The 13777-nt window shown below is 67.7% G+C and carries 9 protein-coding genes and 1 pseudogene; 3 read left to right on the plus strand and 7 right to left on the minus strand.

All coding sequences use genetic code 11. From position 1 onward, the window contains the following. Window positions 1–114: 114 nt before the first annotated feature. From ACF3M1_RS10485 to ACF3M1_RS10515, 7 genes are all read right to left on the minus strand, one after another. Window positions 115–948 (minus strand): carbohydrate ABC transporter permease, encoded by an 834-nt coding sequence (locus ACF3M1_RS10485; RefSeq protein WP_394005239.1) that lies wholly within the window; start codon window positions 946–948, stop codon window positions 115–117. Window positions 949–965: 17 nt separating this feature from the next. Further along, window positions 966–1844: a carbohydrate ABC transporter permease gene (locus tag ACF3M1_RS10490; protein ID WP_394000412.1), complete on the minus strand. Its 879-nt coding sequence runs from the start codon at window positions 1842–1844 to the stop codon at window positions 966–968. After that, window positions 1834–3192, minus strand: a complete 1359-nt coding sequence (locus tag ACF3M1_RS10495) for a sugar ABC transporter substrate-binding protein (RefSeq protein ID WP_394005240.1) — start codon at window positions 3190–3192, stop codon at window positions 1834–1836. Before ACF3M1_RS10495 ends, ACF3M1_RS10490 begins: the two co-directional genes overlap by 11 nt. 43 nt (window positions 3193–3235) lie before the next feature. Further along, complete coding sequence (locus ACF3M1_RS10500; RefSeq protein ID WP_394000414.1) at window positions 3236–4897, minus strand: glucoamylase family protein; 1662 nt, start codon at window positions 4895–4897, stop codon at window positions 3236–3238. A gap of 87 nt (window positions 4898–4984) precedes the next feature. Next, the gene (locus tag ACF3M1_RS10505; protein ID WP_394000416.1) at window positions 4985–7981 is read right to left on the minus strand and encodes a TonB-dependent receptor domain-containing protein; all 2997 of its coding nucleotides are present in this window, start codon (window positions 7979–7981) and stop codon (window positions 4985–4987) included. Between the two features lie 340 nt (window positions 7982–8321). Then, window positions 8322–9347 (minus strand): LacI family DNA-binding transcriptional regulator, encoded by a 1026-nt coding sequence (locus ACF3M1_RS10510; RefSeq protein ID WP_394000417.1) that lies wholly within the window; start codon window positions 9345–9347, stop codon window positions 8322–8324. Window positions 9348–9547: 200 nt separating this feature from the next. After that, window positions 9548–9847 (minus strand): YciI family protein, encoded by a 300-nt coding sequence (locus ACF3M1_RS10515; RefSeq protein ID WP_394005241.1) that lies wholly within the window; start codon window positions 9845–9847, stop codon window positions 9548–9550. A 403-nt stretch (window positions 9848–10250) separates the two neighbouring features. Between ACF3M1_RS10515 and ACF3M1_RS10520 the strand changes: the two genes are divergently transcribed. The 3 genes and pseudogenes from ACF3M1_RS10520 to ACF3M1_RS10530 all read left to right on the plus strand — a co-directional run bounded on the left by ACF3M1_RS10520 (window position 10251) and on the right by ACF3M1_RS10530 (window position 13709). Beyond that, window positions 10251–11156, plus strand: a complete 906-nt coding sequence (locus ACF3M1_RS10520) for a segregation and condensation protein A (protein WP_394000419.1) — start codon at window positions 10251–10253, stop codon at window positions 11154–11156. Between the two features lie 43 nt (window positions 11157–11199). Continuing rightward, window positions 11200–12039: pseudogene (gene scpB / locus ACF3M1_RS10525) on the plus strand (SMC-Scp complex subunit ScpB); the annotation flags it as partial. Then, the gene (locus ACF3M1_RS10530) at window positions 12039–13709 is read left to right on the plus strand and encodes a pseudouridine synthase (RefSeq protein ID WP_394000422.1); all 1671 of its coding nucleotides are present in this window, start codon (window positions 12039–12041) and stop codon (window positions 13707–13709) included. The pseudogene scpB and the gene ACF3M1_RS10530, both read left to right, overlap by 1 nt. Window positions 13710–13777 lie beyond the last annotated feature (68 nt).

Raw genomic sequence — 13777 nt, forward strand, 5'->3', positions numbered from 1 at the left:
GATGGGGCTACTCAGGGAACGCCACATCGCGCGCAAGCGCGCTCCTACATTCGCACGGGCGCTGCACGCCATGGCGTGGGCACCCGCGCGCTTTGCGGCCGCAATCGCGCGTCCTCACCCCTTGACGCTGCCCAGCAGCAGTCCCTGGATGTAGTAGCGCTGCAATGCGATGAACAGCAGCAGCACCGGAATCACCGTGACCACGGCGCTGGCCATCATCATCTCGACGTCCTGGATGTGTTCGCGCGACAACGCGGCGATCGCCACCGGCAGGGTGTAGTTGCTCTGGTCGGTCAGCACGATCAGCGGCCACATGAAATCGTTCCACGCGGCCATGAACGTGAAGATGGTCAGCGTCACCAGCACCGGCTTGAGCATCGGCAGCACGATCTGGAAGAAGATCCGCAGCTCGCCGGCGCCGTCGATGCGCGCGGCTTCCAGCAGCTCGTCGGGGATCGAACGCGCGTACTGACGCACCAGGAAGATGCCGAACACCGTCGCCAGCGCCGGAATGATCACCGCGCCGAAGCTGTTGACCAGGCCCATGCCCTTCATCATGAGAAACAGCGGCAGCATCGCGACCTGGGCCGGAATCACCAAGGCGCCGAGCAGGATCTGGAACAGCCGTTCGCGGCCGCGGAAGCGCAGCTTGGCGAACGCATAACCGGCCATCGTGTTGATCAGCAGCGCGCCGAGCGTGATCGCGCCCGAGACCACCAGGCTGTTGACGAAGTACCGGCCCATGCCGGCCCGCGCGAACAGCTGCTGGTAGTTGTCGAAGGTCAGCGCGGACGGCAGCAACGGCGGCGGAAAGCCGCTGGCCTCGCCGGTCGGCATGAAGGACACCGACAGCATCCACGCGAGCGGCGCGAGCGCGACGATCGCCAGCAGGACCAGCGCGCCATTGACCGCCCACGCCGACCCGCGCGACGCACCCACCTCGTGCATGGAGACCGCGGCCCGGCTCATACCATCTCCCGGCGCCGGCCGGCGCGCAGCAACAACGTGGTCACGCCGAGGATGATCAGGAACAGCAGGAAGGCCACCGCCGACGCGCGGCCGAGGTTCCACCACATGAAGCCTTCCTCGTACATGAAATACAGCACGCTGACCGTGCTCTGCAGCGGATCGCCGCGGGTCATGACGTAGGGCTCGGCGAAGAGCTGGAAGTAGCCCGAGACCGTGATCACCGCGACCACCAGCAGGACCGGGCCGAGCATCGGCAAGGTGACGTGGAGGAACTGCTGCCAGCGCGAGGCGCCGTCGATGCGCGCGGCCTCATAGAGGTCCTCGGGGATCGCGGCGAGACCGGCGATGAAGATCACCATGTTGTAGCCGAAGTTCTTCCACACCGCGAACAGGATGATCGTCGGCATCGCCCAGGCCGGATCGCCCAGCCAGTCGACCGGCGCGATGCCGACGTGACCCAGCGCCCAGTTCACCAGGCCGTAGCTGGTATGGAACAGATAGCGCCAGATCACCGCGACCGCGACCAGCGTGGTCACCACCGGCGCGAACAGCGCGGTGCGGAACAGGCCCTTGAAACGCGCGACCTTCGCATTGAGCAGCAGCGCCGCGCCCAGCGACACCGCGATCGACAGCGGCACGCCGAAGACCACGAAGTAGGCCGTGTTGCCGAGCGACTTCCAGAACAGCGGCGTCTGCAGCAGATCGATGTAGTTGCCGAGTGCGACGAAGCGCAGGTTCGACATGTCGGCCAGCGCGTAGAGATCGAAATCCGTGAGGCTCAGCAACAGTGCCGACGCGACCGGAATCGCGAAGAACACGCCCAGCACGATCAAGGCCGGGCCGGCGAAGATCCAGCCGGCGGTGCTAGTGCGCATGGGCGGCATTCCCCTGTGGGCGCGCACTGGGGCGCGCTGGCGTCGTGCCGGCGGCGCCGTCCGCGCGCGCGCCTGCCGGAATCGCCGCGTCTTCCTGTTCGCGTACCCAGCGCCGCTTCTCCAGCAGCGTGTCGACGCGCGCGTCGAGTTCGCGCAAGGCCTGGTCCTGCGGCATACCGCCGCGCACCACCCGCTCGCTCATCAGGCGCACTTCCTGCACGATGCGCTCCCACTCCAGCACCTGCGGGGTCGGCTGCACGCGCTCGAGCTGGTCGCGGAACGCCTGCGCATACGGATCCTCGCGCAGCTGCGGAAATCCCCAGGTGCTGCGCCGCGGCGGCAGGTTGCCGATCATCGCGTGGAAGCGCTGCTGGATGTCGGGACGCGACAGGAACTCCATCAGCTTCCAGCTCGCGTCCTTGTTGGGCGAGTCGCGGAACATCACCAGCGACGTGCCGCCGGCGATGCCCGCGCCGGGGCCGTCGGGCCCGGGCAGCGGCGCGGTGCCCCACTGGTCCTGCAGCTCGGCCGGCATGCGGTTGCGGAACTCGCGGATGTTCCAGGGGCCGGACACGTAGAACGAGAAGAAACCCCGGCCGAATTCATCCCAGACGTTGGAGATCTGGGTTTCGGACATGCGCGGCGCCCAGTCCTTCTCGAACATGTTGGTGTAGAACCCCAGCGCGCGACGGAAACCGGGGCTGGTGAAATTGCCGCGGCCGTCGTCGTCGCGCAGCAGCGGATCGCCCGCCTGCAGGCCGAACGACAGCAGTTGCTCGAACTCGTTGAGCGGCAGCATCACCGCGTAGCGCGATGGCCCGACGTGCTGCTTGACCGCGGCCATCGCGGCCTCCCATTCCGCCCACGTCGTCGGCAGCGTCTCGACGCCTGCCGCGGCGAGGATGTCGCGCCGGTAGAAGATCAGGCGCGTGTCGACGTACCACGGCACGCCGAGCAGCGTGCCGTCGACGACGTTGGTGCGCCAGATGCCCGGAAAATAATCCGCTTCGTCGATCACCGCCGACGCATCGACGCGCGACTGCACCGGTTCCAGCGCGCCCAGCACCGCGAACTCCGGCACCCAGGTGTTGCCGAGCTGACAGATGTCGGGCAAGGCATCGGCTGCGAACGCGGTCAGCAGTTTTTCGTGGGCCGAGGTCCACGGGATCTGCTGGATCTCGACACGGATCCTCGGGTTGTCGTCTTCGAACTCGCGCACCAGTTCCGCGACCACCTCGGCCTCGCGGCCCATCGCCCAGAAGCGGATGACCGTCTCGTCGTCACGGCGCGCGCAAGCGCCCAGTATCAGCAACGCCAGCACCACGCACACGAGGCGCGCCGTCGCGATGACGCGGCGGGCACCTCGACGCGGACGGGCTGCCGTCACCGGTTCACTCCACCGGCACCGGATCGGACGCCCGGGCCGGCGCGGGGGCCGGTGCACGCGCATCGTCGTCGCGGGTCTGGCTCGCCGCGCGCGATTCGGCGATGCCCATCGAACGCGCGGTGGCCCCATCGACATCCGCCGGGCCCGAATCCTGCGCTTCGTCCTCGCCGGCGAGCCAGCCGCCGGTGAAACCGGCGCGTTCCAGACCGCGGCGGATGTGCTCGTTCTTCTTCATCACGTCCCAGACGAAGTTGTTCCGGTAGTTCGCGATCATCGCGAGGATCGGGCCCTGGTCGATCGCGATGTAGTCGCTGGCCACCCAGCCGCGGCCGGGGATCAGGCGACCGGTCTTCAGCGGCACGTCCTCGTAGGTGAAGCTGGGATTGAACGCGTCGAGGAAGCCGTAGCTCGAGTACAGGAAATCCCCGTAACGGCGGTGCATCTCCTCGGTGGCCGGAATCACCAGTTCCGGTGCGAACGCGATCGAGGCGACAGCCGCCGTCGGCGCGATCGTGCCATCGTCGAACGCGACATCGAGGCCCGCGCCGCGCGCACTGTAGTGCCGGAACTCGCGCTGTTCGCCGTTGTAGTCCTGCGAGGTACGCTGCGGCCCGTCGCTGGCGGTCAGGCCCCAGACGTTCTCGCCGTACTCCTTCCAGCCCATCGGGTTGTCGATCGCGTACTGGCGCTGGGCGTAGGTCGCGCGCCGGCTGTTCTCGAAGTAGTCGATACCGCGGCGGCGCATATAGTCGTCACGGATGCCGCGGAAATCCACCCACACGTGGGTGTACTGGTGACCGAAGTGCGGCGCGAAGCTCAGGTATTCCTGGCCACGGAACACGCCCCACGAGCGGTCGTACGTGCGCGTCCAGACTTCCCAGGCGTCGGGCTCGACCGGGTGCGAGGGCGAGCCCAGGGCCAGGATGTAGACCAGCATGGCTTCGTCGTAGCCGGTCCAGTCGTGTTCGATGAAGCCGCTCTCGGGATACCACCCCATCGAGATCAGCGGCTTGCGCTGCTGCAGGAACGGCCAGCGCACGTTGCGGTACAGCTGCTCGGCGATCGTGCGGATCTCGGCCTCGCGCGGATCGTCACGGTCGTAGTACGACTGCGCGAACAGCACGCCCATCATCATCAAGCCGGTATCGACGCTCGACAGTTCCACCCACGGCTCGTAGCGGTGGCCGTTGTCCATGTCGACGAAGTGATAGAAGAAGCCCTGGTGGCCACCGGTGCCGGTGGCCTGCGGCCCCATGCGCACGTCGCGGAAGAAGCGCAGCGTGGTCAGCGTGCGGTCCACCGCCTGGGTGCGGCTGACCCAGCCGCGCTCGATGCCGATCGGATACGCGGTCAGCGCGTAGCCCACGGCCGCGACGCTGGAAAACGGACGCGACGGAAAGCGGTCAGGTGTCAGGCCGTTGACCTCGTTGGTCGTATCCCAGAAGAACTGGAACGTGCGGCGCTCGATGTCGGCGAACAGCGGCGGCAGTTCGGGTGGCCCCGTCTCTTCCGGTTCGGGCTCGGGCTCGGGCACCTGCGCGATCGGGCCCGGTGTCGGTGCCGGCACGGCGGGCTCGGCCGGCTCCTGGCGGCCACAACCGGCCATGAGCAGCGCGACGAGCGCGGTAAGGATCAGGAACTGGGCGGCACGCAGACGGGAGTGCATCGTGACGGAAACCTCGCGCTGAAATCGTTTTCAGTGGACAGTATAAAACTGCCGGCGCCCGTGCGGGGGCCGGCAGTGTCGGGGGTGTTACCAGTCGATGCCGAACGACAGCTTGAACGTACGCGTCGGCAGCAGGATCTCGTTGCCGTTGCGACCGGCAAAACGGGGGTTCTGCGGATCACCCGGATCGCCCCGGAAGCCTTCGAACTGGTTGTAGTTGCGCCAGTTGAACGCGTTGAGCACGTCCGCGCGCACCTTGAAACCGAGATCGGTGCCGGTATCGAAACGCTTCTCCAGCGCCATGTCGAACTGCTTGAAGCCGATGCTGCCGTTCGGGATGAACGGATCGTAGAAGCAGAAATCACCGGAGGCGGCGTCGTTACAGTTAGTCGCGTTGCGTGGCCGGTGCGTCGACACCGTGAGCTTGCCGCTGAAGGTCACGTCCCAGCCCAGGTCGTAGATGCCCGACAGCACGACGCGGTGCCGTGGCACGCCGGTGGAAATGAAGTATTCCGTGCCGATGCGCGGGTAGTCGAAGATGTAGGTCTCACCCTCGGAAGCATCCGGCCGGTTCTCTTTGGCATCGCTGTACGTGTAGGCCAGATTCAAGCCCCATCCGGAATCTTCGGTATACGGCTTGTCGAGCGAGACCAGCAACGAGTTGAGGTTGTAGTTGATGCCGTTGTCGCCAAGGATCAGCGAGCCGTAGCCGGGAATCGGCTGACCGAACGGCGCACCGCCGTAGGTCGCACCCGGATTGTTGTGGAAGCGCCCGTCCTCGTAACGGTTGCCGAGGCGGAAATAGATGCCGTCCCGGCTGCGGATATGGGCCAGCGTCACCGACGTGTTCCAGTCCTGCTCGCCCAGGGTGATCACGTTGCGCATGCCGAGGCTGAACTGGTCAGAATACGGGGTCTTGAGGTCGTTGTTGATCAGGTTGACCTCCCCGCCCGCGGTCGGATTCGCTGCGGCATAGGCGGCCAGCCCTTCGGGCGTCAGCAGCGCAGGATCGAAGCCGAGACAGTTGCTGCCCGTACACGGATGCAGGGCGGTTGGGAAGTTGATCTGGTACGTCGTGAACGCGCCGCCGTAGAACTCGCGCGCCATGATGTCGAACAGGTTGCGGTCGTAGGCACGGCCTGCGCCGCCGAAGATCACGTGGCGCTGGTCGGCGAGCAGGTCGTAGGAGAACCCGATACGCGGTTGCCAGGCACCCTTGAATGCCTTGCGGTTGCTGCCCGAACTGATGAAATCCTCGATGTCGTAATCGGTGTTCTGGATATTGGTCCAGCCGCGCAATGCGGCCGCGAGATCGTCATTGACCCGGTAGTCGAGGTACGACGGGCTCTTCTCGTAATCCCAGCGCAGGCCGAGGTTCAAGGTCAGCTTGTCGTTGACCTCCCAGTCGTCCTGGATGTAGATGCCGAACTGCTGGTTGTCGGACTGCACGAACGGATCGCGGCCGCTGCGCGGGGTGGTGTACTCGACCCGGTACGGCTGGGTCAGGCTTTCGTTGACGTCGTAGAAGTACTGCGGGAACGGCGGCGACTGCTGGAAGGCGCGCAGCTCGACCTCCTTGTATTTGACGCCCATCTTGATCGTGTGGCCTTCGAACCCGAAGAACGTCAGATCGTTCTGGAAGCCCAGGCCTTTCTGTCCCTTGTCCTGGAAATTCGGGCCACCGCCCACGTTGAGCACACCGAGCGTCAGGTTGGCCGGATTGTTGGGATCGACGATCGTGTAGCGCTGGCCGGGGCCGGCAAGAATCGGCACGGGATTGTAGGACGCGTCCTCGAACGTGATCTGCGCATCGTTGAGCCAGCGCTCGGACGAGAACTGGTAGCGCAGGTTGACGCGCGTTTCGTCGTTGATCAGATCAGTGCCGAAGGTATCGGTATTGATGCCACCGATACCGCTGAGCGAGCTCTCCTTGCGGATACGCGTGCTCAATTCGAACAGGTTGGCGTCACCGGGCTGGAAGCTGAGCTTGCCGAAATACACGTCCTGGTTGAACGGGCTGCTGGTGGGGCCGTAGAAGGCCTGCAGGTCAGCGGGCAGCTGCGACGCGTCGAACACCGCGGGCGGGCGCACGAACTGCGGCACGATGAAATCCTTGGCCTCGTAGGCCACGAAAAAGTGCAGCACATCGCGGATGATCGGACCACCCAGCGTGGCGCCGTACTGTTCCGTGACTTCCGGCGACTTTTCACCGGCATCGAGCTCCTGGAGCGTGGACGCACGCCATTCGTCTGACGTGCGATCCCAGAAAAAGCTGCCGGAGAACTCGTTGGTACCCGAGCGCGTCACCGCGGTGACCGCGGCGCTGCTGATCTGGTCGTATTCGGCCTTGTAGTTCGAGGTGATGACCTTGTACTCGCCGATCGCCGACTGCGGGAACGGGTTGCCGCGGCTGTCGTCCTGTCCCGTGATGCCGCCGGGCGTCACGTAGTTCTTCTGGCCCACCCCATCGATGAACACGTTGATGTTGCTCGAGCCCTGCGCACCGCTGCGCAGCTGTGCCTCCGAGCCGTTGGGCGAGTTGACGAACACCATGCCGGGCACGGTGTCGGCGAACGCGAGGAAATTGCGCGAGCTCTGCGGCAGCGCTTCGATCTGCTTGGGCGACACGTAGGTCGCGATCTCCGACGTACGCGTTTCCACCAGCGCTGCGGTCGTTACCCGAACCGCGTCGAGATCCGTCGCCTCGCCCGCCGGCGCGCTTTCAGCCACGCCGCCGACGCCGAGATTCAGCGTCGCGGTCTGGCCCACCGCCACGGTCACGGTCTGCGAGGTGCTCTGCCCGTTGGCCTCCACCTGCAGGCGATAGGTGCCCGGCGGCAGGCCGGCGAGGTTGTAGTTGCCGTTGGCGCTGACGCCGACGCTGCGGCTCAGGCCGGTCGCGGTGTTGATCGCGGTCACGCGCGCGTCGGTCGCCGGCGCGGAGTCGACCATGACCTGGCCGCGGATCGTCGCGGCCGTGGACTGGGCCAGCGCGACGGGCGCGGCGAAGACGATGCAGGCACCCAGGGCGACACTCAGCAACGAGCGTGGCAGCGGGCGGGTACGCAACGGGGAATACGTCATGGGTGCTCTCACTGGAATCGGAATGACGGTGGAAGAACGGGCCGGTCGAACGGCGCGGCATCCTGCTGCGCACGGCGTGCCGGTCGAGCCTGCGATGCAGGCCCGGAATCGGAGTGACGCCGGAAATCAAGGTGGACGCGAGCCGGATCGCCGGAGGGCGACGCGGACGCGACATGCAAACGGGGGGTGCCATCGCCGCGGATGCGGCGGACGCTGCGCACGGCGCGTCCAGACACCTCGGCATCACAGGGCGGCCGCACGTACGACACGCGCACGACGCCCGGCTCTTCAATCCTCATCCAGATCCCCTCCCAAGGCTCCAGGTGTCGTACGTGTCGTCTCAGCCGGGCGGTCGAGGCCCGTGTGCGCGGGCGGCACCGCAGGAATCGCGGACCACCAGCGCCGGTTGCAATCCCCGGGTACGCCCCGGTGTCGTGTCGCTTCCGGCATCGGAATCGAGCAGCACACGCAGCGCGCGGGCCCCCAGTTCAGCGATGTCGACGCGCATCGTCGTTAGCGCGGGGTGAACGTAGCGTGCAAGCGGAATATCGTCGAAACCGACGACGGCGATGTCGTCTGGCGTGCGCACGCCGCCACGCCCGAGCGCGTATACGCAGCCGATCGCCATCGTGTCGTTCGCCGCGAATACGGCGTCCGGGCGATCGTCCATCGCGAGCAAGGCCTGCCCGGCCTGGTGACCGGAGTCCTCGTCGAAACGCCCCGGCAACTCCCAGGGTTCGAGCCCGGCATCGGCGGCGGCCAGACCGTCGCGATAGCCGCGCAGGCGCTCGCGCGCGTCGTCGTTGTCGTCCGGCCCACAAAGAAACGCGATGCGCCGGTGCCCGGCGTCCACCAGATGCCGCACCATGTCGCGCGCACCGCCGTAGTTGTCGATGCCGATCGACATCCGCTCCACGGGGCCGGCGGAGTTCATCAGCACCAGCGGCAGGCTGGCGTCGACGTTCTGCGACAGGAAATCGGCGTCGTGCACGTAGGGCGACAGCAGCAGCAGGCCGTCCACCCGACCGCGCATCGCGCGCAGGGCAGCGCCCTGCTCCACCGGGTTGCCGTGGTAGCTGGAGACCAGCACATGCAGGCCGCGTGTGCGAGCAACCTGGTCGATGCCGCGCATCAGTTCGGAAAAGAATTCGCCATGCAGATCAGGCAACACGACGCCGACGGTCTGGGTGCGCCGGCTGCTCAGGCTGCGCGCCGCGTGGTGCGGGCTGTAGCGCAGCTCAGCCGCAGCTTCGAGCACCCGGGTGCGGACGCCTTCGGCGACGTTCTGGTGACCATTGAGGGCACGCGACACGGTCGCGACCGACACGCCGGCGGCCTTCGCGACATCCTTGATGGTCACACCCATTCAATCACTCCGCACGACAGCGAACGGCGCGAATGTAAGCGTTTCCAGGTCACATCTGCAAACTTTGCGTCACATTGCTTCGTGCTGCGTCGCAGCATCAAGGCGGGGCGTGACGACATGCCGAGCGCGCGATCGGGCTCGCGCATGCGGCGCTTCCGCAGCGTGGCTGCCCTCCAACGACCGTCACGTGGCGACGCGTGTCAGGGAAGCACGGGGCGGAACGGCCGCACGTCGACGCGCACGTACACGCCGGCCGCGACGTAAGGATCGGCATCGGCCCAGGCGCGCGCCTCGTCCAGCGACGGGAATTCGGCGATCACGATGCTGCCGGTGAAACCGGCGGCGCCCGGATCCTCGGCATCGATCGCCGGACACGGACCGGCGAGCAGCAGCCTGCCGGCGTCGCGCAGCGCCAGCAGGCGTTCGAGATGCGCCGCCCGTGCGGCCAGGCGCCGGTCGAGCACGTCGGCCCCGTCGTGTCCTTCGATCGCGTACCACATGCGTTGCGCCTCATTAAAAAAAATCGGCGGCAAGTGTAGGCCGATCACGGTGCTGGAACGCGACGCGGCCGATGCTGGACACAGCCCCGGCGCTGCGCGTACCCTGTGCCACAGCATTCCGGCCAGTTTTCCGCAGCGGTGCGCACCCAGCGCCATCCGCTCCGCGGTCACCCCACCGGCCCGGTCCGACGTCTTCCGATCTCCGCGCTGCAATTGCAGTCGCGTGTCGTGTATGGCATCCGGCCGAAGACGTCCCGCAATATCCGCCGTTTCCGCGCCGGCCCGTGCCGCGCACCGATCCGGACCCGTGCCCCGCGCCCGCCGTCCCGTCGTCATGCCCAGTCAGCAGTGATGTCCCATCCGTGATCCCGTTCCCGAGCGTGCCCGTGCGGCCGCGACCCGAATGAGCCAGTCCGCCTCCGACGCCAGCGCGCCGGCGCTTCCTGCCGCGCTTTCGCCGCAGCAGCAGGAGATGCGCCTGGCGCTGGTGCATGGTCAGCCGGTGCTGCAGATCCCCCAGGACCTGTACATCCCGCCGGACGCACTGGAAGTCATCCTGGAGGCCTTCGAGGGCCCGCTCGACCTGCTGCTGTACCTGATCCGCCGGCAGAACCTGGACATCCTCGATATCCCGGTCGCCGACATCACCCGGCAGTACGTGGACTACATCGGCGTGATGCAGGAGCTGCGCTTCGAGCTGGCCGCCGAATATCTGGTGATGGCCGCGATCCTGGCCGAGATCAAGTCGCGGATGCTGCTGCCGCGTCCGGCCATGGACGAGGACGAGGACGGCGACCCGCGCGCCGAGCTGGTGCGCCGGCTGCAGGAGTACGAACGCTTCAAGCAGGCCGCCGAGGACATCGACCGCCTGCCGCGACAGGACCGCGACACCGCGCCGGCACAGGCCGCACTGCCGGAGCACGACGTCGCACGCGAGCCGCCGCCGGTGGACCTGCGCGAGATGCTGCTGGCGCTGCACGACGTGCTCAAGCGCGCCGAGCTGTTCACCGGCCATGCGATCCGGCGCGACGCACTGAGCGTGCGCCAGCGCATGGGCGAGGTGCTGACCCGGCTTGCCGGCGGGCATTTCCATCGGTTCGAGACGCTGTTCGATCCGGAGGAAGGCCGCCTCGGCGTGGTGGTGACCTTCCTGTCGGTGCTGGAGCTCACCAAGGAGCGCCTGCTCGACATCGTGCAGGAAGCGCCGCTGGCGCCGATCTACATCAAGTCGTTGGCCGATGCCGACGGCGGCGCGCCGCCCAGCGCGTTCTCGAGCGAATTCGACGACGACGTGCCCGAATCGCCATGACCCGTACACCTTTCACTTCCTGAGTCCCGAGCCCGAACCCCCGATGGACCAGACCTTCATCAATCGCATCGTCGAGGCCGCCCTGCTCGCCTCGTCGCAGCCGCTCAGTGTGGCCCAGCTCGGCGCGCTGTTCACGCTGGACGAGCCTGCGCCCGACGGCAGCATCCGTCAGGCGCTCGACGAGTTGCAGGCCGCCTGCGCCGAACGCGGCGTCGAACTGGTCGAGCTGGCCTCGGGCTGGCGCTACCAGGTGCGCAGCGACGTGCACGTGTGGGTGAGCCGGCTGTGGACCGAGCGGCAGACCCGCTACACGCGCGCCACGCTGGAAACGCTCGCGCTGATCGCCTACCGCCAGCCGATCACGCGTGGCGAGATCGAACAGGTCCGCGGCGTGGCGACCAACAGCAACATCATCAAGGCGCTGGAAGAGCGCGAGTGGATCCGCGTCGTCGGCCACCGCGACATGCCGGGCCGCCCGGAACTGCTGGGCACGACCAAGGGCTTCCTCGATTATTTCGGGCTCAAGCGTCTCGACGAGTTGCCGCCGCTGTCGGAGCTCAAGGATTTCGCCGAGCTCGATCCCCAACTGCGCCTGACCGGTGCCGACATCCGTGACCCGGACGACGGCGATCCCGACGACCGCACGGTGGGCGGCATCGCCGCACACGATGCGGAGACGGCAGACACCGACGCCGCCGCGCACGGCAGCGACGGCGACGCACCCCCGGACGCAGACGCGCCGCCACCCGATCACGACCCCGGCGCCGTCAGTGATGACGACGCCACCCCGCTTCACCCCGACACGGACGCCGATGCCGGCGCCCAGGATCCCGAACCACACAACGCCCTCGCCGCAGACGGCGACAGCGACCGGAGTACTTCATGACGCAACATCGCAATTCCCCCGACAAGCCCACCCGTTCGCCGCTGTCGCTCAAGCGCGGCGAGGCGCCGGCCGTGGACGCCGCCCCCAAGCTCGAAGAGCGCCTGCACAAGGTGCTGGCCCAGGCCGGCCTCGGCTCGCGCCGCGCGCTCGAGCAGCGCATCGCCGACGGCCTGGTCAAGGTCAACGGCGAAGCCGCACTGACCGGCATGTCGATCAAGGGCGGCGACCGGGTCGAGCTCGACGGCAAGGTGTTCGTCGCCAGCGCACTGACAGAACCGGCGCGCGTGCTGATCTACAACAAGCCCGAGGGCGAGGTCACCACGCGTGAGGATCCCGAAGGCCGGCCGACCATCTTCGATGCCCTGCCCGCGCTCAAGGGTGCGCGCTGGATCGCGATCGGCCGCCTCGACATCAACACCACCGGCCTGCTGCTGCTGACCACCGACGGTGAGCTCGCCAACGCGATGATGCATCCCTCCTACGAGGTCGAGCGCGAGTACGTCTGCCGTGTGCGCGCGCCCGAAGGCGAGGACACGGTGTCGGACAAGATCGTCGATCGCCTCAAGCGCGGCGTCGCGCTGGAGGACGGCCCGGCGAAATTCGACGAGATCGAACGCATCGGCGGCACCGATTCGCACGACTGGTACCAGGTGCTGCTGAAAGAGGGCCGCAACCGCGAAGTGCGCCGCCTGTGGGAATCGCAGGGCTGCCAGGTGAGCCGACTCAAGCGCGTGCGCTACGGCAACGTCGTGCTTCCGCAGCCGCTGCTGCGCGGCCAGTCGCAGGAACTGCCCGAGGCCCAGGTCGAGAGCCTGCGCACCGAACTCAAGCTCGAGCAAGGGCCGCCGCCCGCGCTGACGCTGCAGCCGGTGATCGGCCAGCGCAAAGCCGCGAAGTCGACCGTGCATCTGGGCAAGGGCGGCACCGGCAAGGCCTATGTCAACGGCCACAACAGTGGCGCCGACGAAGGCCGCGAGCTGCGTCGCTTCGACAACGTCCGCGAGGACCGCGGCCGTGGCCGTGGTGGCCCGCGCAAGGCACACGGCGGCCTGACGGTCAGTGGTGACGCCGCGGCCAAGCAGTCGCAGAAACCCTTCAAGCAGCGTGCCGACAAGGGCGCGCGCGGTCTGCCCGAGGGCAATCCGGCGGCGTTCCGCACCTGGTACGTGCCGGACGGTGTGGAAACCGGCCCGAGCGGCCATCGCAATGCCGACGGCCGCGGCCCGAAGAAGCCCTACGGCGGCGCCGGTGGCCCGGGGGGCGCGAAGAAGCGTGGCCCGGGTGGTCCTGGTGGCGGTGGACAGGGTCCGCGCGGCGCAGGCGGCGGTGGGCCGCGTGGGCCGGGCGGTGGCGGCGGCGGACAGGGCCCGTGGGCCTCGCGTTCCGCCGGTGGTGGTGGCGGTGGCGGTGGCGGCCAAGGTCGCCCGCGTGCGCCCTACGGCCATCCCGACAGCGCACCGAGCTTCCCCTCTGACCACGCCAATCCGGGCAGCTTCAATCCCAATGCCGGTCCGCGCGGTCCGCGTCCGGGCGGCGGCAACCGTGGCCCGAAGGGTCCGGGCGGCCCCGGCGCGCGTGGCCCCGGTGGTCCAGGCGGCAATCGTGGGCCTGGCGGACGTCCGCCGGGTGGCGGCAATCGCGGCCCGCGCGGTGGCGGCGGTCGCTGATCGCAGGCACATCCATTTGCGTTGACGCACGGGGCCTTCGGGCCCCGTGCTCGTTCTTGGATGCGCGG

The organism is Luteimonas sp. WGS1318, assembly GCF_043187535.1.
Classification (GTDB): domain Bacteria; phylum Pseudomonadota; class Gammaproteobacteria; order Xanthomonadales; family Xanthomonadaceae; genus Luteimonas.

Coding starts and splice junctions, on each gene's coding strand:
- ACF3M1_RS10485 (WP_394005239.1), bottom strand. CDS start 948: ATGCACGAGGTGGGTGCGTCGCGCGGGTCGGCGTGGGCGGTCAATGGC.
- ACF3M1_RS10490 (WP_394000412.1), bottom strand. CDS start 1,844: ATGCGCACTAGCACCGCCGGCTGGATCTTCGCCGGCCCGGCCTTGATC.
- ACF3M1_RS10500 (WP_394000414.1), bottom strand. CDS start 4,897: ATGCACTCCCGTCTGCGTGCCGCCCAGTTCCTGATCCTTACCGCGCTC.
- ACF3M1_RS10505 (WP_394000416.1), bottom strand. CDS start 7,981: ATGACGTATTCCCCGTTGCGTACCCGCCCGCTGCCACGCTCGTTGCTG.
- ACF3M1_RS10510 (WP_394000417.1), bottom strand. CDS start 9,347: ATGGGTGTGACCATCAAGGATGTCGCGAAGGCCGCCGGCGTGTCGGTC.
- ACF3M1_RS10515 (WP_394005241.1), bottom strand. CDS start 9,847: ATGTGGTACGCGATCGAAGGACACGACGGGGCCGACGTGCTCGACCGG.
- ACF3M1_RS10520 (WP_394000419.1), top strand. CDS start 10,251: ATGAGCCAGTCCGCCTCCGACGCCAGCGCGCCGGCGCTTCCTGCCGCG.
- ACF3M1_RS10530 (WP_394000422.1), top strand. CDS start 12,039: ATGACGCAACATCGCAATTCCCCCGACAAGCCCACCCGTTCGCCGCTG.